Annotated in this window: 2 protein-coding genes and 1 pseudogene; all 3 read right to left on the minus strand. The window is 55.7% G+C overall.

The genetic code is table 11. From position 1 onward, the window contains the following. Positions 1-151: 151 nt before the first annotated feature. Positions 152-6472, minus strand: a pseudogene (locus AC53GJ_RS21080) (amino acid adenylation domain-containing protein); the annotation flags it as partial. A gap of 34 nt (positions 6473-6506) precedes the next feature. Beyond that, positions 6507-10970 carry a MupA/Atu3671 family FMN-dependent luciferase-like monooxygenase gene (locus AC53GJ_RS21085; RefSeq protein ID WP_496730372.1) on the minus strand — a complete coding sequence of 1488 codons (4464 nt, stop codon included), beginning with the start codon at positions 10968-10970 and terminating at the stop codon, positions 6507-6509. Next, positions 10967-22795: an amino acid adenylation domain-containing protein gene (locus AC53GJ_RS21090; RefSeq protein ID WP_496730373.1), complete on the minus strand. Its 11829-nt coding sequence runs from the start codon at positions 22793-22795 to the stop codon at positions 10967-10969. Before AC53GJ_RS21090 ends, AC53GJ_RS21085 begins: the two co-directional genes overlap by 4 nt. Positions 22796-23086 lie beyond the last annotated feature (291 nt).

Genomic DNA, 23086 nt, shown 5'->3' on the forward strand with positions numbered 1-23086 from the left:
CGTCACGGCTTTGCTGCTTATTGGCGGCAGCATCCGCATGATTAACGGTGCCCCAGCTGTGAATTTGTTCGACGCTGACAGAACCACCGACCATGGCGTGCAAGATGTGTTGTGAGTCTTTCAGCCCAAGCAAGGCATGAACATCAGGCGCCAGATAGCCAATCGGGCACAAACCGATCTGGTACTCTGGACTGTTTTCCATCAGCAACTGGCCGATATAACCCGCTTCGAGATACATCATGCCAGTGGCATCTTCCTGACCATACACCGGCTCAATCGCGGCAGATTCGCCAACCAGAAACAAGGCAAACGCCGCCCGGTCAAAAATTTCCGGGTTTTCGCCCAGGCCCCAACAGGCTTTCGTCAGCGGTTGTTGCTGCTGTAACTGGATCAACTGATGGTGCTCTGGCTGGTAGTAATAAAAACCACCTGCAAGACCTGCCACCTGCTGCGGTTTTACATGCAAATACAGCTGCACCGGATGTAACGAGCCAGCCGAGGCATAACGGTACTTCGGCATCGTCAGTTCCTGATTGCGGTATTCGGATAACACCGCCAGCAACTGGCTGAATGCAGCCATGTCCAGAGCGGCGCCCAAATATTCCCGGTAACTCTTGCGTCTCATATAATCCTGCGGATGCCGGGTCGCTGCCGGTAATGTCAGCACCTGCTCGCCGGCCTGCACTGGCCGGATCCCAGGTTTGCTGAGCTTAAACTCAACCAGTCTGGCCTGAGTTTCAGCATCTTTGGCTGGCAGACTGACGTCAGTCGGGCCGGCAGCGTCTTTGGCCACCAGATAAGCCACCAGCCGGTTTTTACCACGGCCTTTTTCTGCTCCTGTGGCCACCACCAGCGCCTGACTGACTTCACCACTGTCCCGCAGTGCGGCTTCGATTTCACCAAGCTCAACGCGTAAACCGTTAATTTTTACCTGGAAATCAGTTCTGCCAAGAATTTCGATCCCATCCGCAGCCACGCCGGTCAGCCGGCCCAGATCACCCGATTTATATAATCTTTTGCCAGTTTCCGGATGGGTCACAAACAGCGCCGCCGTTTTGGCCGGATCGGCCAGATAACCGTCTGCCAGACCAAATCCGCCAATGTACATCTCACCAGCCACACCGACCGGGCACTGCTGCAGGTGCTGATTCAGGATATAAATCTGCTGATTGAGCATCGGCTCACCATAAGGAATACTGTCTTTGTCGCAGTCATCCTCAGTCACCCAATGATGGGCTGACCAGATCGAACATTCCGTCGGCCCACCAGCCCCAAGCACGCTGGCTTGCTGGCAATATTGCCGGATCTGCCGTGGCAGCCGGACCGGGATCCAGTCACCACTGTGGATCACCACGCGCAGCGGATGCTGGGCAGCAGCAGACTCCTGCCCGGTTTCGGCCAGATAATCGGTATAGATCTGCATCAGTGCCGGCACTGTGTTCCAGATACTGATCTGATGCTGCAACACCAGTTGGTGCCAGGCGGCCGGATCCAGTAACTGCGGTGGCGATACCATCACCAGCGCCGCGCCACTGCTGAGCGTGCCAAACAAGTCATAGACCGACAGATCAAAATGCAGCGCAGACAAGCCAATCAGTCGGTCCTGTGGCTGGATCGCAATAGTGCGGTTGATATCAGCAATGGTATTGGCCGGGCCACGATGCGGCAGCATCACGCCCTTTGGCTGACCAGTTGAGCCTGAGGTGTACAGCACATAGGCTAAATCATCCAGCGTTTGTACATCTTCCCAGTCCAGCAGCGCGGCATCGACCGGCGCTATCTGCTCCACCAGATTCAGATGCAGATGGCGCAAGGCCATTGGCGCCTGCTCCAGCCAGAACTGACTACTGATCACTGCGCGCATGCCGCTGTTTTCGACAATAAAATCAATCCGATCAGCCGGCAATTTCACATCCAGCGGTAAATAAGCACCGCCAGCCATCAGCACCGCCAGCGCTGCAACCACCTGTTGCCAGCCTTTATCCAGATAAATCCCGACCAGCTTATTGGCACTGACCCCCTGTTCCCGCAGACAAATGGCGATGGCCTGCGCGTGATCCCACAACTGCCGGTAAGTCAGTTGCCGATCGGCAGCGATCACGGCCAGCCGATCTGGATGCAACATGGCCGCATCGATAAAACTGCGATGCAGCATCCGCAGCTCCAGCGTTTGCTGCGTCCGGTTCATGCGCTGGATCAGATCAGCGTCTTTGCCCGGTAACAGGCTGTCCAGCGGTTTGCTTTCCCAGGCCGCCGGATGATCCACCAGACGCTCCAGATAAGCGCAATACACCTGGAACATGCTTTCAATCATGTCTGCCGGGAACAGCGCTTCCACCACATCCCAGTTGAATTTCAGATCACCCTGCCATTCCATCACCTGGTGATCGAACCAGACCTGGGATGTCTGGCTGACGCCATAGACTTCTTCTCCCAGTTCACTGGCATCCTGCTCATGGTCCAGCGCCCGACCACCCAGGGTGCTGGTAAACACCACCGGCATACTGACCCTGCTGTTGGTTCTTTTGCCCATTTCGCGTAACAGCTGAATAGCGCTGATATAACGGTGATCCAGGTCATTCCATAGCTGCTGCTGTACTTGTTTGGCGTTCTCCAGCAACGACAGACGGGGCTGGATGGCAATTTCCAGCAGCGTGAGCGAGGTAAAATCGCCGACAATATATTCCGCATCCGGATGAAACGGATGGCGGCTGTAGTTGGTCAGGTTCAGCGTAAAATGCGACGACTGACACCACAAGGACAGCACTTCCGAAAAGGCGCTGATCAGCAAACCCGTTGGCGTCAGCCCCTGGCTGAGCGCTTTCTTTTTCAGCAGATCCCAGCGCGCTTTGGGCATCTGGTACACCCGTCTGGCAAATTTCACTGCGGTTAATTCAGACGGTGACATCGCCAGCGGTAAGGCTGGCGCCGGCGGAATCGTGTTGATCCGGTCAAACCAGTATTGTTCAGCCTGTTTAAACAACGCAGTGTCACGTAAGGCATGTTCGGCAATCACATAATCACGGAACGAAAACTGCAGCTGACGCAACTGGAAATTGCTGTCACGGTATAGTTTCAGCCACTGCTCGATCAGCATATTCATGCTCCAGGCATCGACGATCAGAATATCGATGCTGATACAGAGCCGGAATTGACGGGCTGAGCGGCTGACGGCTTTAATATCGAATAATGGCCAGGTATCGGCCGGCAGGATCTGGTGCGACATCTGTTCACGCAGCGCCAGTTGTTGCTGTTCAGCCGCTGCGGCTGAGGCCTGGCTCAGATCAAAAATGTCAAAGGCATAATAAGGCACTTCCGGCAGAATTTGTTGCTGACCTGAATCGAGGAAAATGGCCCGTAACATCGCATGGTGCCGGATCAACTGATTCCAGGCCGCTTCAAACCGCAGCACATCGCCGTCCCGGATATCCACTTCCAGATAAATGTGGGTGGCGACTTCACTCAGCTCAACAGCGCCGGTCCGGCCAGCCCAGTAGGCTTGCTGGATATCGGTCAGCGGGAATGGCTGGTGCAGATTTGCCAGATCAGGCTGCACCTGAGGTAAGGCTTGTTCCTGACTGATCAGCTGCAACAGATCTTCAGTACGGCTTTCCAGTAAGGTCACAAAGGCCGCAAAAGATTCAGCACCAAACAACTCACTCAGGCTGATATGGACTTTCAATCGTTCCCGCAACACTGCAATCAACTGGGTAGCTAGCAACGAATCACCGCCCAGTTCAAAGAAGTTATCACTGTCACTGATGCTGGTTACGCCAAATGCCTGTTGCCAGATACTGGCCGTCAGCTCAGCGACTGAATACACTTTTTTCGACTGCTGCGACTGCTGCTGCTCCGGTGGCAGCTTTTCCTGCCGGAGGGATTGCCCCTGCGGGGTGATCCAGTACACCTGACGTTGAAACGGATAGGTTGGCAGCGCGACCCGGACCCGTTTCGCCCCGGCATGTAAGCGTTGCCAATCCAACTGTACACCTTTGTTCCAGAGTTTACCTGCCGCCTGTAACCAGATGGCGGCATCATCTCGCACGTCTTTGGCATGACGCGCCGACGGGATCACGTGCTCAGCGGCAAAACTGCGTTTGGCCAGCGTGGTCAGGACCTGGCCCGGCCCGACTTCCAGCAGGATGGCCTGCGGATCCTCCAGCAGCCGTGCCAGACCGTCAGCAAACTGCACAGTGCCACGCAGATGACGCAACCAGTAATCGACCGTTGTCACCTGACTGCCATCTGCCCAGTCACCGCTGACATTGGAAATATAAGGCCGCACTGGCGCTGAAAAACGGATCTGGCTTAACACTGCGGCAAAATCCGGCAGGATCGGATCCAGCATCCAGGAATGGAAAGCATGGGAGGTATGCAGGATCCGGCTTTGGATTTGCTGCTGTTCAAACTGATGCTGCAGCGCACTGATACTGTCATTATCACCCGCCAGCACGCACATGGCCGGCCCGTTAATGGCGGCCAGTGAGCAGTGCGCTGACAAATAAGGCTGGATCTCAGCCACAGGCAACTGCACCATCAGCATATTCCCGGCAGCCACCGTTTGCATCAGTCGCGCCCTGGCACTCACCAGCTTGATCGCATCCGGCAGACTGAACACGCCAGCCAGACAAGCGGCGACATATTCACCAATACTGTGGCCTATCATACCGTGAGCCACAATGCCTTCCGATTGCCATAAATGGGCCAGCGCATATTCACAACTGAATAACAACGGTTGTGCATGCAGCGTGGCATTCACGGCCAGCTCATCGGCATTGCGTAATAGCTCAACGAGGTCAATTGCCAGTTGCTGACGGAAGCCAGCGGCACATTGGTCAAACACCCGCCGGAATTCAGCTTCACTGTCGTACAGGCCAACCAGCATTTGGGCATGCTGAGCGCCCTGACCCGGAAACATGAAATACACATTGGGTTTATCCAGTAACTGTGGTTCCACACTGAGGGCAGTCGCGCGTTCGGCTAACTGACGTGCCAGCGTCGGCAGATCACTGCCGGCCAGACTGGCTCTGTGCTGAAATGCCTCCCGGCCCAGTTGCAGGGTATAAGCGATATCGGCCAGCTCCAGTGCCGGTTGCGTGGCCAGAAACGCCGATAAGTCATCAATCCGCGCTTGCAAAGCCGAAGCAGTTTTGGCCGACAACACCAGCAGTTGCTGCTGCCGCCGCGCCGGTTCTGACACTGGACTGGCGACATGCTGTAACACCACATGGGCGTTGGTACCGCCGATGCCAAAAGAACTGACAGCGGCACAGAGCGGTCGCTCATTCAGTTGCAACTGTTCTGGCTGCTGCACCACATAAAAAGGCGTGCTGGCAAAGCCAATATTCGGATTGGCCGTGTTGAAATGAATGCTCGGTGGTAACTGCAATTGTTGCAGTGCTTTACAGGATTTAATCAGCCCGGCCACACCGGCGGCAATATCCAGATGGCCGATATTGGCTTTGACGGAGCCAACAGCGCAGTAACCCAGATCCTGGGTCTGTTGCCGGTATACTTCACTCAATGCCTTGATTTCCACCGGGTCCCCCAGAATAGTCCCGGTGCCATGGGCTTCGACAAACCGGACGTCTCTGGCGTCAACGTCACCCCGCAGCAAGGCTTCCTGAATCACTTCGGACTGACCTTCAATACTGGACGCAGTGAACCCCACTTTCATCGAGCCATCGTTATTGACAGCCGAACCCCGAATGATGGCGTAAATATGATCGCCATCATCCAGCGCATCCTGATACCGCTTCAGCACGACAATACCGGCACCATTGCCTTTAACTGTGCCTCTGGCCATAGCATCAAAAGGCCGGCAAATCCCGTCCGGTGCAATAATGCTGCCTTCTTTGTAAAGCATGCCCATCTTCTGCGGCACATCCAGGCTCACGCCACCAGCCAGCGCCATGTCACAGTCGTAACTGAGCAAACTCTGACAAGCCTGATGAATGGCCACCAGCGAAGTGGAACAGGCCGTATCAACGTTGACACTGGGGCCTGTCAAATCCAGCTTGTAAGACACCATAGTGCTGGCAAAACTTTTTTCATTGCCAATCGACATCCGCAGTGGACCTACTGCATCCAGCAGATCCTGATTTGGTGCCAGATTACGCATGTAATAACTCATCGATCCTGTACCGGCATACACACCGATCAGGCCGGGAAAGTTGGCCACTGTGTGTCCGGCATCTTCCAGCGCTTCATAACAACATTCGAGCAATAACCGCTGTTGTGGATCGGTGATTTCAGCTTCTCTGGGCGTGAACTGAAAAAACGCCGCGTCAAAACTGTCAATCTGGGCCAGCGGATAGGCTTTTTTGACAAAATACGGATCCTGGATCAATCGTTCCGGCACGCCGGACTCCCGCAAGTCCTGATCAGTTAACTCAGTGACCGCACATTGACCTGCCAGTAAGTTGTGCCAGTATTGCTCAACAGTTTCAGCACCGGGAAAACGTCCGGACATCCCGATCACTGCGATGTAGTTTAAGTTTTTGTTGTTATTTTCCACGGCTGCTTCTCTGTCTCATCTGATTACGAACCTGATCCACGACGGCACGGTCAACCTGCCGCCGTTCCCGTTTGGTCTGAGTGGTGTCAGTCCCGGCTTGCTCTGCATCAAGGCGGGCAGCCAGGCTCTGGATAGTGGGGTACTTAAACAGGTCGATGATATCGATCAGGACCTGGAACTGCTGTTGCAGCTGTTGCTGCAGTTTGCCAAGCAATAAAGAGTGGCCACCCAGTTCGAAGAAACTGTCCTGGGTACTGATCACATCCAGCGCTAATAATTGTTGCCAAATCTGGCTGAGACGTTGTTCGGTATCATTGACGGGCGGGGTTAACTGCCGTTGTTGCGTCTGACCTGCCATGCTGATCAGCGCTCTGGTATCCAGTTTGCCATTGGGGGTATAAGGTAGACTATCCAGCACCAGCAGCCGGGATGGCACCATATAATCCGGCAGTTGTTGCCTGAGACTGACCAATAATTCCGTGCTTAGTCCACTTGGATCGCTGCTGTCGGCAGCCACGACACAGGCGAATATAGTGCCGCCTTGCTGTTCATGCGGCACTATCACCACAGCGGCCTGCGTTACCTGCGGTTGTTGCTCCAGCGCCCGCTGGATTTCATCCAGCTCAACCCGGAAACCACGGACTTTCACCTGATTATCGCGCCGGTGTAAATATTGACAACGCCCATCGACGGTTTGCCGGACCATATCACCGGTCCGGTACATTCTGGCACCAGGCTCGCTGCAAAATGGATCAGGCCAGAAGGCTTCGGCGGTCAGATCATCGCGCAGCCAGTAACCAGCGCTAACACCATCACCCGCAATATACAGCTCCCCTTTAATGCCAAACGGCACCGGCTGCCGGTATTCATCCAGCACATAAAAACGGGTATTGGCCATCGGCAATCCAAGCCGGATATCGCCGTCCTGGACCTGACTGATCGCCGACCAAACTGTGGTTTCGGTGGGTCCGTACATATTGTACAACCGTCCGGCAATGCTGGCCTTAAGCTCAGTGGCCAGTTGTTCACTCAGCGCTTCCCCCCCGACAAAAAAGCCCTGCACCTGGCTGAGACTCTGCCGCATCTGGTCAGACTCCAGCATCAATCTGGCATAAGAAGGCGTGCACTGGATATGGGTTGCCACAGGCCCGCTCAGCACCAGTGGTTCGGCAGTCTCTTGCTGTACCCGCTGCCGCAGTTGGTTCAGTTGGTCGAAACTCTGCACCACCAACTCAGGATCCACCCCAAAATCGATCAGGCAGCCGATTTCATCAATATCAATTGCCGCCAGCTGATTCACCAGCGCCAGACAGGAAGTCGCAGTGCCGAATAACGCCGAACTACCGGCATAACGCTGGAAACCGGCTTCTACCACCAGTTCCAGATCTTCGGCCGCATCCAGTCCCTGCTCTCTGGCCACTGGCAAGAGCAGATTGATCGACGTGCGCAGATAGTCTTTAAATGGTTTTTCAATCCGCTGCATCGCCAGTTCATGATCATCGCAGAGGTAGGTATGCAGCATCAGCGTGACATTGCCACTGGCCGGGTCAAAACCGGCCTGCTGCCGGGCCTGGCGGTAAATGGCGATTTTTTCTTTCAGCTCCGCCAGGCTTTGCCCTAGCAGGTGAGTGAGGACATTGGCACCAATTTCCCCGGCGTAGCGGAAAGTTTCCGGATTGGCAGCCGCAGTGATCCAAAGGGGTAATTCCGGCCGCACCGGGCTGGGATAAATCCGGACCAGCGCCGGATCCCCATTGCCATCAACGGCCGCCACTTGCTGTCCGGCCCACAACTGCTTCAACTGACTGATGGAGGATTTCATAATGTCATGGCGCTGGCGGAAGTTTTCCGGTTTCAGCACAAAATCATTAAAATGCCAACCTGACGCAATCGACAGGCCAACCCGCCCCTGCGACAGGTTATCCACCATCGACCATTCCTCCGCGACCCGGATCGGATTGTGCAACGGCAACACCACACTACCGGACCGGATTTCGATCCGTTTGGTGATGGCCGCCACTGCCGCCGCGGCCACCACCGGGTTCGGGAACTGCCCGCCAAATGGGTGGAAATGCCGCTCCGGGATCCAGACCGCAGAGAAACCGTGCTGATCGGCAAAACTGGCACCTTCCCGCAGCAGAAAATATTTATCGGCGCTGGCACTTTCGTCTGAAGCAAAATGAAACAGACTGAATTGCAACTGACTGAGTTTCGGGTGGCGCTGCTGTCTGGCTTGTTGCCCCTGTGCCGCCAGCGCAGAAAAGTGGTCCTGTTCCAGCAACACCTGAAAGCCCCGGCTCAGGGTCCAGAACAATTCCAGCACTGAAATATCAAACGAAATACTGGTTAAAGCCCGGAACACCGGCACTGTTCCGGCGGCAGCCACACTGGGCTCAACCTGCTGATCCAGCCCGGCGAAAAAGTTCTGCACATTACGATGTGTCACCTTCACGCCTTTGGGTCGGCCCGTCGAACCTGAGGTAAAAATCAGGTAGGCCAGATCCTCGGGATCAGGAGTGACCGGCTGGAACTCTGGCGCTGTCGTCTGCTGTTCATCCACCAGCAACACTGTCGCGCCCAGCGCCACTGCAGGCGTCGCCAGCTGTGACCGCGTCAGCAGCAGGGTCAGGCTGGCATCCTGCACTATCATTTGCTGCCGAACGAGCGGAAAATGCAGATCCACCGGCACATAAGCCGCGCCACATTGCCAGACCGCCAGCATACTGGCCACCAGCACACAACGGCGATCCAGATAGATACCAACCCGATCGCCGCGTCCTATGCCATGCTGCTGTAATCTGGCGGCAATCGTAGAGCTCTGCTGCAGTAACTGCTGATAAGTCCAGCTGTCCGTGCCATCCGTCAGCGCCAGTTGCTGTGGTCTGATGCTGGCTTGCTGCAGGATCTGACGATAACAGGGCGCATGGCTGGCATAAGACAGTGCGGTCTGGTTAAAGCCATACAACACCTGCTGCCGTTCGCTGTCATCCATTAACGACAGGCTGGCCAGCGATATTTGATCATTGCTGACCAGTTGGCGTAAGACCTGCTGGTAATGCCGGCTCAGACGCTGGATAGTATCCGCCTCAAATAAAGCACAGCTGTATTCGATACCGGCCGTCAGACGGTTACCATGTTTTTTCAGGGTCAGCGTCAAATCAAACTTCGACAAGCCGACATCCACAATGCCTGGTTGCAATTGCAGATCTGCGACTTGTTCTGGCTGCTGCGACTGCTCGAAAATAAACATCACCTGAAATAACGGTGAGTAGCTCAGGCTGCGCTCAGGTTGCAGATGTTCCACCACCTGTTCAAAGGGGAAATCCTGATATTCAAAACAATCCAGCACCTGATCCCGCAACAGGCGCGTTAATTCAGCCAGCGTCCGCTGTGGATCCAGTTGCTGGCGTAAGGTCAGCACATTGGCAAAAAAGCCAACCACCTCTTCAAAGCATTGCTGCTGGCGGTTAGCGACCGGAGTCCCGATGCAGATATCCTGCTGACCGGCGTATTTATGCAAGGTATAAAACAACGCCGCCAGCCCGACCAGATATAAGGAACTGTGTTGCTGACTGGCATAACGTGTCAGTTGTGCTGTTAACGTGGCATCCAGCTCAAACAGGCAGACAGCGCCGCGATAATCCTGCTGCGCCGGTCTTGGTTTATCCAGCGGTAAATCAATCCGTGCCGGTGCGCCGGTTAAATGCGTTAACCAAAATTGTTTTTGTTGCTGATAAGCAGGGCTGTGCAGCCACTGCCGTTGCGATGCCACAAAATGACCATAATGGTACTGACTGAACTGCAGCGGTTCACCCCGGTACAGTTGCCATAACTGTTTCCACAGCAATTGATGTGACCAGCCATCGGCAATCAGGTGATGCAGATTCAGGATCAGCCGATGACTGTGTGGGTCCAGGCTGAACAAAAAAGCCCGGCACAGCGGAGCCTGCTGCGGACAAAACGGATAAGCCAGCGCCTGGGCCTCAGCGGCCGCCAGCTCTGCTGCGGTCACGAACTGGTGCTGCAACGGCCACTGGGTGACAGGCTGCAGCTCGGCCACATAGTCGCCGTGCTGCTGCACAAAAGCCGTGCGCAATGCCGGATGCCCTTGCAGCAATTGATCAAGACAATGCTGCAACCGCTGCGGCGACAGCGGGCCGTCAATCTGGTATACCGCCGGCATATTGTACAGGGCAGAATCGCCAAAGGCCTGCGCCATAAACAGCAGCCGTTGCTGGGCAAAGGACAGCAGTTGCACACTGGCCGCCGGGACTGCCTGCGGCTGCTGCCGCTTTGACAGCAATTCAATCAGTTCGGCTTTATGCGTCATCAGTTGCGCTTTTAATGCCTCCGTCATCGCACCTTTGGCCGCAGTAAACTTTAACTGACCGGCGTCCACCCAGATCCGGATTTGCTGGCGCTGCAAATCATCAAGTAATAGCTGTAAACTCATAGTGTCCCTGTTTCCATATCTGCCACGTCAGTGTCGCTGTGGATGACGGCAAGTTGCTGGCTGGTCAGCAATAACTCCAGTGCCGCAGCCTGTGCCTGTAATTCCGCATGCTGAAAAATTTTCCTGAGCGGTAATTCCACGCCATAGTGCTGGCGGATCCGCGTGACAAGCTGAGTGGCCAGCAATGAATGACCGCCCAGCTCAAAAAAGTGGTCATGCCGGCCAATCTGTGGCTGCTGTAACAACTGTTGCCAGATCGCAGCCAGCCACTGCTCTGTCGCAGTGACCGGCGCGACCAGCGCCCGTGGTTGTAAACTGACCAGCTCCGTCTGTTGCAGGGCGCTGCGATCAATCTTGCCATTGGGCAGGGTCGGAAATTGCTGACAGATTTCCAGTGCCGCTGGCTGCATATAGTCAGGCAGACTGTCAGCCAGACGCTGGCTGATGCCCTGCAGTAAAACAGCGGCGTCAGTCTGCTGTGCTGGTAACACAAACAGCACCAGATGTTCGCCTTGCGCCCGGTTCACCACGGCCACGGCTTCCCGCACTCCTGGCACCTGGGCTGCCACAGCTTCAATCTCACCGGGTTCGATCCGAAAGCCGCGTAATTTCAGCTGATGATCCAGTCGCCCCAGATAATCCAGCATGCCGGACGGCAACCGGCGTACTTTGTCACCGGTCCGGTACATTCTGCCGCCAGATGGATGGAATGGATCAGGCAAAAACACTTTCGCGCTCAGTTCAGGCTGGCCCAGATAACCATGCGCCACCCCTTCCCCGGCCAGATAAAGCTCACCGGCCACACCATCCGGCAGCAAATTCCCGCCCCGGTCCAGGATGTAGCCACGACTGTTGGCGATCACCTGACCAATCAATGGTTTGTCATGCCAGTTGTCCGCTTGTGGATCACGTGGCACCAGATAACAGGTGCTGTAAGTGGTATCTTCCGAAGGTCCGTACAGGTTATACACGGCGTCGACATGGCCACAGGCATAGATGCGGTCAACCAGAGCACGGCTCAGCGGTTCCCCCGCCAGATTGACGGTATTGACACTGAGCGGCAGCCGCTGTGCCGCCACCAGCACATCCATCGCAGAAGGCACAGTATTGATTAAGGTGACAGGCCCGCATAATGCCTGCGCTTGCGGATCCTGTAACTGCAGACAAGCCGGCTCAAGCAGGCTCAGTACATCCTGGACCAGCGTCAGACAACCACCAGTCACCAGTGGCAGAAACAGCTCAAACACCGACAAATCAAAACAGATCGAGGTGGCGGCCAGAATATGCCGGCGTTGCTGCCAGTCAAAGCTGGCTTCAGCCCAGCGTAACATCGACATCAGATTGCGCTGATGGATCAGGATCCCTTTCGGTTGCCCGGTCGAACCCGAGGTATAAATGGCATAAGCCGGTTGCAGATCGGGCACGCCCTGCGCAGGCACCAGCGCGGTTGCGATTGCGGTTGCCGTGGCAGGCTGTTGCCAGATGTGGTCCGTCAGCAGCAGTTGCGGACTGTCACTGAACTCTGCGACTACAGCGGCGAACTGCGGGCTGGTCAGGATCAGCACAGGTTTGGCACTGTGCATAATGTTGCGGCTGCGCTGGGCCGGATACTGTGGATCCAGCGGTACATAAAAGCCGCCCGCCAGTTGAATGGCCAGCAAACTCAGGACCAGTGCCGCCTGACGCGGCAGATAAACCGCCACCGCCTGGCCTGGCCGCACCCCGGCTTGCTGCAAGTGACAGGCAAGGTGGGTGGCCTGTTGCTGCAGTGTGCGATACCGCCAGTGTTGTCCGCCGCACACCAGCGCAATCGCCTCCGGTTGGCGTGCGGCCTGTTGCATAAACGCCTGCGGTAAGGTTTCATCGGCAAAGGTCAGCGTTGCAGGTTGCTGCGCCAGTTGCACCGCCAGCAACTGCTCTTGGGGCTCCAGGCTTAAACTGGCCAGGCTGCACTGTGGCTGCGCCAGCATCTGCTCCAGCAAATAATGATAATGCTGCCAGTAACGGCTGATACTGCGCGGACTGAACAACTGGCTGTTGTATTCGATATAACCACTCAGCTGATCGTCCTGACTGTGCAACATCAGCGATAAATCAAATTTTGCCAGTTGATGCGGAACTTCCAGCGTCCGCAGCGCCGGACTGCTCAGCTGCGGCCATGGCTCAGATTGCTGCAGCAGACTGAACATCACCTGGAACAGCGGGCTGTAAGCGGTACTGCGCGGTGGGTTCAGCGCTTCAACCACTTTCTCAAAAGGTACATCCTGATGTTCCTGTGCGGCCAGCACTGTAGTTTTAGCCTGTGCCAACAGACTGCTGACTTGCTGCGCCGGATCCAGCAAGCCCCGCAACACCAGAGTATTGGCAAAGAACCCCACCAGCTCAGCCAGGGCACTGTGCTGCCGGTTTGCGACCACTGAACCAACCGCAATATCCTGCTCACCGCTGTGTTTGGCCAGTAACACCCAGAAACCTGCCAGCAAGACCATGTAAGGGGTCAGCCCCTGTTGTCGGCAGAACTGCTGCAATTGTAGCTGCAGAGCAGGCGTCAACTGGACCGGCAGGCAATCACCTGCATACTGACGCCAGACCGGTCTGGGCTGATCGGTCGGTAATTCCAGTAATGGCGGCAAGCCTTGCAATTGCTGCCGCCAGTACGCCAGTTGCTGCAGATCACGGGCCTGCTGCTGGCGCTGCCAGTGCGCATAATGCTGATACTGCAGTGGCTGTGCGGCAAACTGCAACTGTTGCTGATAAGCACTAAGCAATTGCTTGACAAACAACTGCCGGGACCAGCCATCAACAGCAATATGATGGAAGCATAACAGTAGCAAACCTGCATCATCCGCCAGGCTGAGCCACTGCAGTCGGAACGGGATTTCGCGGGTCAGGACAAAAAGCCGGCTGGCAAACTGTTGCAGATAACGGCTCCAGTCGGCGGGCACCTCGGATGCACTGAGCAGTGCCGCCGGATCCAGTCCGGCTGGGAGCGCGGCCTGCTGCCACCAGTCTTCTGGTAATGGCACCAGCCGGGCAACCTGCTGATCCCCCAGCGCCGGATATAGCGTCCGCAACACCTGATGCCGTTCCAGCAACAATTGCAGTGCTTGTTGCAAGCGCAGAGGCTCAACCCCATGCTCAAACAGCAGGAACAGCGGCACATTATAAACTGCGGTTGGCTCAGCCGATTGCTCAATGAACAGCAGTCGCTGCTGGGCATAAGACAACTCCAGCGGTGCGCTGACTGGCAGGCACTCAATGCTGTCAGTGCTGATACTGGCCTGCTGCTCCAGTTGCGCAGCCAGTGCCGCCAGTTGTGGCGTGGCAAATACCGCCGCTAAACTGAGGGTTTTCTGCAAGTGCTGACTGACCCAATGACTGAGTCTGGCCACCAGTAACGAATGCCCACCCAGCGCAAAAAAGTCGGCCGACCGGCTGATGCTGCTGACGGGTAATTGAAAAAGCTGTGCCCAGCATTCGGCTAATTGCGCTTCAGTCTTGGTCTGTGGTGGCTGATACTCGCTGTTCAGCCACAGGCTCCAGTCCACCGCCGGTAAGGCCCGCACATCCAGTTTACCATTGGCCGTCAGCGGCAATGCCGCCAGTGGCTGAATTGCCGCCGGAATTTGGTAAGCCGGTAAATGTTGCTGCAACTGTTGTTGCAACTGCCGGCAATATTCAAGCGCGTCGGGTTGCGCGCAGCCCGCCTGTAACACCACATAAGCCAGCAACCGCTTATCCTGGGCGGCCCCCTCGACCACCACAGCGGCCTGCTGTACCTGAGGTTGTTGCAACAGCGCGGCGCTGATCTCCGCCAGTTCGATGCGGAAGCCGCGCAGTTTCACCTGTTGATCGGCCCGGCCGATAAAATGGATCACACCGTGCCGATCACGCCGGACTATATCGCCACTGCGATACACCTGCTGGCCGGCACGGAATGGATCGGCGATAAATTTCTCAGCCGTCAGCTCTGGCTGCGCCAGATACCCCAGCGCCAGTCCGGCCCCCCCAATCAACAGCTCACCGGCAGCGCCTTCCGGCACCAGCTGTAACTGTTCATCCACGATATAAAGTTGGGTGTGCTGAATTGGCAAACCAATCGGGACTGTCGCGCCTGCCAGTGTGGCAGTTCTTGGGATTGGGTAACAGGCAGCAAAGGTGGTCGTTTCGGTCGGACCGTAACCATTGATCAGTTGGATCTGTGCATTGGCCTGATACACTCTGGCCACATGGGCAGCTGAAACCTGATCACCACCGATCAGCAATTGCTGCAGACCACTGACACAATGCACATCCTGATCGGTCAGATGATTAAATAGCGAAGAGGTCAGCCAGGCAGCATTAATTTGTTGCGCCGCGATCAGTTGCTGTAACAGGGTTGCCGACAACAATGTTTCGGCACTGATCACCAGTCGGCCAGCATTGAGCAGTGGCCCCCAAATTTCCAGCGTGGAGGCATCAAAGGCCAGCGGGGCTGCATGCAAAAACACAGTGCTGGCATCCAGTTGCATAAAACTGGCAGCTGTCACCAGCCGCAACACGCCGCGCTGCGGGATTAAAGTGCCTTTGGGCTCACCGGTCGACCCCGACGTAAACATCAGATACACAGGCGCTGCCGCAGTCAGTTGCCAGCCCGGCAATTGTTGCCACTGTGCCGCCGTCAAGGCGGGCTGTGGCTGGCTGACAACTGCAGCACTTGGCAGCAACAGCACGGATAACTCAAGCTCAGCCAAGCCAGCTGGCAGCGCCGTATCAGCCGAGCATAGCAGGATACTGGCCTGACTTTGCCTGGCAATCCGCTGATTGCGGGCTGCCGGGCTGGCCGGGTCCAGTGGCACATAACAGGCACCGGCCATCAGGACCGCTAACAACGCGACAATCCGCGACACATCAGCACTGGTGGCTAGCAGGATCGGTTGCTGCGGCTGGATACCGGCCTGCAGTAACTGTGTTGCCACTCGGCTGGCCTGTGCCGCCAGTTGCTGATAACTGTAGTGACCAGCCTGATCAGAGACTGCTATGGCAGCGGGAGCCTGCTGATAACTCTGATAAAAAGCCTGCAGCAGATTGGCTGGCAGTTCGGCCTGCTCAGGCCCAAGTCCCAGCTGGCAGGCGCGGCTTTGTTCGGCAGTTGACAATAACGCCAGTTGCCGCCAGTTAACCTGCAACTGACTCTGCTGTGCCTGACAAATCGCCTGCAGCAATTGTTGAAAATGCCCCAGCCACTGTTGCATGGTCTGACGACTGAACAAACTGCTGGCAAATTCCAGATAACCGCCAATGTGCGGTGCACCGGCCTGGTCAGAGACTTCCATCATCAGCGACAGATCAAACTTCGCCAGTTGATGTTCTCTGGCCAGAATACGGGTCTGGCCGCCAAACAGTGTCGGCTGTGGATCACGATGTTCCAGCGCAAACATGACCTGGAATAACGGACTGAAACTGAGGCTGCGCTGCGGATTTAATTGTTCTACCAGCGACTCAAAGGGCAGCAACTGATGATCATACGCCGCCATCAGCCGGGTTTTGGTGCTTTCGATAACCTGCGCCACTGTCTCCAGTTCGCTCAGTTGCTGCCGGATCACCAGGGTATTGGCAAAATAGCCAACGACCTGCTCCAGCGCCGCAACAGGCCGGCCAAACACAGGAGTACCAATCGGCAGATCGGTCTGGCGGCTGTAGCGCGCCAGCAGCAGACTAAACGCGCTGAGCAGCAACATATATAAGGTTGCATCATGCGCCGCCGCCACAGCTGCCAGTTGCTGACTTAACGCCGGTTCCAACTGAAAACGGATACTGTCACCGCTCGTTTGTTGCCGGGCGGGCCGGGCCATATCATAAGGCAGATCCAGCAACAGCGGTAAATCAGCCAGCTCCTGTCGCCAGAACGCCAGTTCTGTGACAGCGGCCTGACTTTGCAGCCATTGCTGCTGCCACTCGACATAACTCTGATAACCCAGCGTTGCAGTCACTGGTGCGGGTTCGCCAGCCAGAGCCCGCAGATAACCGGCCGACAATGCCTGCAACACCAGTTCCAGCGTCTGACCATCAGCCACAATATGATGCAGGCAAAGTAACAGATAAGCATGACCTGCCAGTTCGAAGCTGTGCAGGCGAATGGGTAATTCCTGCTCCAGCACAAAAGGCTGTTCTGCCGCCTGGCTCAGCGCCAGCTCAAGCTCCGCCTGAGTGGCGACCTGCTGGTGCCGGACCAGGCACTGCAACGCGGGTTGCGGGATCATCACCCCAAGTCTGGCATCTGCCGGACACACAGCATACAGCGCCTGTAACAGCGGATATTGTTGCAACAACTGATCCACACTCTGTTGTAAGGCAGGCAGTTGCAGCGGCGCAGCCAGTTGCAGGATCAACGGAATGTTATACACCCCACTGGCGCCTTCCAGCCGGTGATGAAACCACAACCGTTGCTGGGAAGAAGATAACTGCCGTAGCGGCCCGGAGCTGGCCGGCAACACCGGTTCGCAGTCCGATGGCGGCTGCGGCAGCAGTAACTGCGCTATTGCCGCGACAGTCGGCGCCTGGAAAATATCGCGCAACCGTAAAGTACAACCGTACTGCTGGTTTAATGTCTGCACCAGCCGGGCTGCCAGCAAAGAATGGCCACCGGCGTTAAAGAAATGACTGTCACGACCCAGCTGTGTGGCCGGCAGTTGCAATAATGCCGCAAAACAGTCCAGTACAAACTGCTCATCGGCATTTTCCGCTGCGGCCTGAACCTCGTCCGCGCTGCTCAGGTGCACAGTCGGCAATAACTTGCGGTCTAATTTACCGTTGACATTCAACGGCATCGACTGCAGCGGTATCCACAGATCAGGCACCATATAAGCCGGTAACACGGCAGCCAGGGCCGTTTTCAGTTCGGCAGTACCGCAACGATCCTGCTGATGCAGCACCACATAACACAGCAGTCGTGCCGCCGCGCCCTGGCCCTGCACCAGACAAGCGGCTTCCCGCACAGCCGGCAGTTGTACTACCCGGGCTTCAACTTCGGCCAGCTCAATGCGGAAACCACGAATTTTAACCTGATTGTCAGTGCGTCCCAGATATTCAATCAACCCGGCGGGCTGGTAACGCACCAAATCACCGGTCTGATACATCCGCTGATATTCAGCGGCAGACTGCCGGGCAAATGGATTTGGCACAAAACGTGCTGCCGTCAGTGCAGGCTTATTGATATAACCTTGCGCCAGACCAATACCACTGATAAAGAGTTCTGCCGTCACTCCAGGGGGAACCGGCATGCCGTCTTGATCCAGCGCATATAACTCAATGCCACTGATACTGTGGCCGATCGGCACCGTCAGGAACCGATCCTGCGGCTGGCAATGCCATGCGGTTACATCAATCGCCGCTTCGGTCGGACCATATAAATTATGCAACTGGCAAGCCGGCAGCAACTGATGAAAACGCTGTTGCAGATGTTTGCTCAGGGCTTCACCACTGCAAAACACCTGCTGCAGGCTGCCGAGCTTCGCCAGCTGTGTCGTCTCATGGCTGAGATCATCAATAAAAATCTCCAGCATCGATGGCACAAAGTGCACTCTGTCCACTGCAGCCTCGGCAATCAGCGTGGCCAGATAAGCCACATCTTTATGACCATCGGGTTTTGCCATCACCAGACAACCCCCGGTCAGCAGCGGTAACAGCAATTCCCACACCGACACATCAAAGGTATAAGGGGTTTTTTGCAAGATGCGGCAGGAGGCCTGCACCTGATAATGCCGGGCCATCCAGCCTAATCTGTTGGCTAAACCGGCATGGCTGTTCACCACCCCCTTCGGCTGACCGGTGGAACCTGAGGTAAAAATCACATAAGCCGCACTGTCTGCAGTCACCGGGCGCGGCATCGCTGTATCAGCGCCGGGCGCTGGCCACTGCTGGATCGCCAGTTCTGGCCAGGGCGTGCTGGCCAGTTGATTGATTTGTGCCAGCACTGCTGCTGTCGCCGGCTGGGTCAGCACCAGTCTGGGTCTGGCCGTGTTCAGGCAATACTGCAACCGCTCTGCCGGCTGATCCGGGTCCAGTGGCAAGTAGGCGCAACCTGCTTGCAGGATGGCCAGGATCGCCACAATCATATCAACAGAGCGGTAGCTGGCGAGTGCCACCACATCACCGGCGGTGGTCTGTTGTAACAACAGCTGCAACAAGGGTTGCACCCGCTGCTGCAACTGGGCATAACTCAGGGTTTCCCCCTCACAGTGCACAGCGCTGTGCGCAGCAAATTGCTGCATGTTGTGCCAGATTTGCTGACTAACCGGCACCTGATCCAGCTCAGCGTCGCTTTGTTGCGGCGAAGGAATACGGGCTTGCTGTCGACTGTGTTTCATCGCCGCGATCAAGGCAATCTGCCGTACCCCAGTGATGGCTGGCTGCACAAATTGCTGAGCAATGTCTGTCAGCCAGAGGGCAAACTGCTGCACCTCAGACTCGGTAAACAAGGCGCTGTTATATTCGAAGCGACAGCACAATTGCTGCTGATATTCGGCACACAACAAGGATAAATCCAGTTGCGCACCCGGGCTTGGCAGATGATGGACCGCAAACTGCTGAAATGCCCGGATCGGCGTGCTGGCAGCACCGGGCCGAAATGGTGTCAAACCGAGCGCAGTGGCAGCATAAAAACTAAACAAGGTCTGAAAGACCGGCGGTACCCCGGCCGGAGTCTCGGCGGCCGGATAGTCCAGTAAGGCGGCCAGCGCGCCATGCTGATGGCTGGCGATTTGCAGCATTTGTTGCTGGGTGTTTTGCAACAGGACTGCGCTGGACACACCCGCTGGCAAACTGGCTCGGAACACTGCCGGTTGCACAAAATAGCCCAGCACCTGCTGGTATTCGGCAGCAGGGCGACCTGCATTGAGCACCCCAATGGCAAAATCACGCTGATAACAGAGTTTGCTGAGAAAAATCTGATAAATACTGAGCAACACTGTATGCAAAGTAACCTGCTGCTGGCTGGCAAACTGGCGCAATACCTGACTTTGTTGCAGTGTCATGGCAAAATCCAGACTGCTGCCGACAAACTGTTGCTGTGCCGGTCTGGCTTGCTGCAACGGCCACTGCAACACCGCAAACGGCTGACTGAACTGCTGTTGCCAGAACGCCACAGCTGCGGTGTTAACAGCACTGGCCTGGAGCCTGACAAAATCCTGATAATCCCGCAGCGGCGCCGGTAGCTGCTGTAATTGACCACTCAGCAGGCCCAGCAACTGTTCCACCAGCGTCAGCATCGACACCATATCAATGACGATATGATGAAAGTTGAGCAATAAAAAACCAGCCTGCTCGCGGTGAGCTGCGTCAGCAGCAGGCAGCCATAAGTCAAAACGGCACAGCGTACCGCCAGCCAGCTCAAAAGGCCGTCGGGATTCGGCCAGGATCACCGCATGCAGCGCTGTCACAGACAGATCCGCCGCCAGTTGGTGCACCTGCAGCACCGGGTCCGGAGCATTGAAGTGCTGGCTGAGTGCTGCCGCGCTGTCCGCTTGCAGCCGGCAGCGCAACGCCGGATGCTGCTGTGCTAACTGAGTTAAAGCGGCCTGGACCCTGGCGGCATCAAACTGACCGGTCAGACATAATGGGACATGGTAAGCACTGGCCGCCGGTGACTTCTCATACAACAGATAAAGCTGTTGCTGATTCAGACTCAGCGCACAGGGCGCTGCCGACTTTTTTACCACCGGCACCTCGGCTCCGGTCGTCTGCTGCTGTTGTCCTTGCTGGCGTAACTGAATCATCAACCTGGCGATGTCCAGTAAACTGCTGGCAGTCAGCAATTGTTCTGTGCTGAGCGCAACACCCGTCATGAATTGCAGGGTCTGCGTCACATTGACCAGCACCAGCGAATCCAGGCCAAGGCTGGTGATATGCTGGGTTGGCACTATGCTGGTCACATCCACTCTGGCCTGAGCCGCCAGCACCATGTTGATCATCTGACACAGCGCCTGTTCTTCTGCGGTCAGTTGGGGTGCGGCAGCAACGGGGAGCAGCGCCGGTGGCGGACTGCTGTGGTCAAATCGGGCGAACACGGCCAGTTGCTGTTGCAAGTACAGCGCTTTGACTTTACGCCGCTGAATTTTGCCACTGGACGTTTTAGCCAGCGTCGCCGGGTTAATTAACACCAAATCATACAGTTGCAGACCAAACTGCTCACTGATCACTTGCCGGGCCTTGGCAAACACCTCGGCAACATCCAGTTTTTTCACCCAGGTCCGTTCGACTTCCTGCACTATCACCAGTTTTTCTTCTGTGCTGAGTCCGGTCGTCACCTCAACACTGAAAGCGGCAGCACCATTGGCCTTACAGCCTGCAACAGCACTTTGCAGCGCTTCTTCCAGCGCCTGTGGATAATAATTGGCACCGCGAATGATGATGACATCTTTGATCCGGCCTGCAATATACAATTGTTGCTGCCATAGAAACCCATAATCACCGGTGCGCATAAAATGCTGGTCGGTTGGCGAGTCAGCGAGCCTGGCCTGGAATACCTCACGGGTCTGCTCGCTGTTTTGCCAATAGCCTTGCGCCACACTGGCACTGGACAGCCAGATTTCACCAATCTGCCCCTCTGCCAGCCGTTGATGACTGTCCGGGTCAACGATCAGCAACTGATGCAGATCGGATGGCTGGCCTGAACTGACCAGGCGAACACTACCCGCAGTTCCGGCCGCAACCGGCACCACCTGCTGTTGCTGGTAGCTCAGCGCATCCACATCCAGTAACACCGGACCTGTGCCTTTGGGCGAACCAGAGACAAATAAAGTCGCCTCCGCCAGACCATAACCTGGATACAGAGTCGTCGCGGCAAATCCTGCGGCGGCAAAAGTGGCGGCAAACCGTTCCAGCGTCTGGACGCGGATAGGCTCAGCACCATTGAGAGCCATCCGCCAGCTGGATAAATTCAGCGCCGCGATATCGGCTGCTGTGGCACGGTCGGCACAGAGATCAAACGCAAAATTAGGGGCAAAGGTTGAAGTACCGCCATATCTGGACACCGCGTATAACCAGCGCAGTGGTTTTTGTAAAAAAGCGGCCGGGATCATCACCACACAGGTCGCAGCAATACAAATAGCTTGCAACACCACCCCAATCAGCCCCATATCATGGAACATCGGTAACCAGGAAACGATCACATCCCGCTCGGTATGGCCGAAACGCTGCTGCATACAACGGATGTTGTGCAATAAATTCTGATGACTGACCATCACCCCTTTTGGGGCTGAAGTAGACCCTGAGGTATATTGCAAAAAGGCCAGATCGGTCGCCTGCAGCTGCGGCCAGGCCGACACAACAGACTGGCAGGGTTCAGCCATGGTGCTATCTACCGCGATGGCCTTCAGTTGGCTTAAGCACGGAAATTCGGCAAAGTGGCTGCTCACGTTGCTCAGATATTCATTCATACCGAGGATAAACTCGGCCTGACAATCTGCCGCAATCAGGTCCAGCCGCTGCAGATAAGTCTGCCGATGCTGCGGCGGGTAGACAGGCACAGCACAAACCCCTGCATACAGACAGGCATAAAATGCCACGATAAATTCAATACCGTTGTTAAACGCCAGCAAGGCTCTGGGTTTGTCTGCTGTGGCTGACACTTGGCTCTGCTGCAGCAACTGAGCAGCAACAGCCCGGGCCCGGACATCCAGTTGCCGGTAAGTCAGACGGCCACTTTCTTCTTCTCCGTCCGCCAGCACAATCACAATGTCCCGGTCCGGTTGCTGCTGTAAATGATACTGCAGCACTGCAATCAGGTGCTCAAACGCCAGTTCTTTGTCAAAAATCTGTAATGATATTGCTGTGTTGTTTTGCATATTTTTATTATTCTCCAACAACAAAAGCAGCCATCTTGGTGCTGCTAGACCATCAAGCGGTACAGTTCGCTTCTGAACAAATCTTGCGGCTAGGGTATAGGCAGATAAAAAAGGGGGTCTAAACGTTAAAGTGATAAAATCCAGACATAAAGCTTACAAAAGCAGAAAAAAAAACCTGATTTTTATGATAAAAAACTGATCAAAGTCAGTAACTATATGATTTTATTAAATACATACACAAAGTCACATAATTTACATAACTGTAAAATAAAAAATTAAATATATGTTAAA

This window comes from Rheinheimera sp. B2H12 (genome assembly GCF_059620065.1).

Bases quoted from the DNA above. Each gene is read 5' to 3' on its own strand.
- AC53GJ_RS21090 (WP_496730373.1), bottom strand. From the start codon at position 22,795: ATGCAAAACAACACAGCAATATCATTACAGATTTTTGACAAAGAACTG.
- AC53GJ_RS21085 (WP_496730372.1), bottom strand. From the start codon at position 10,970: ATGAGTTTACAGCTATTACTTGATGATTTGCAGCGCCAGCAAATCCGG.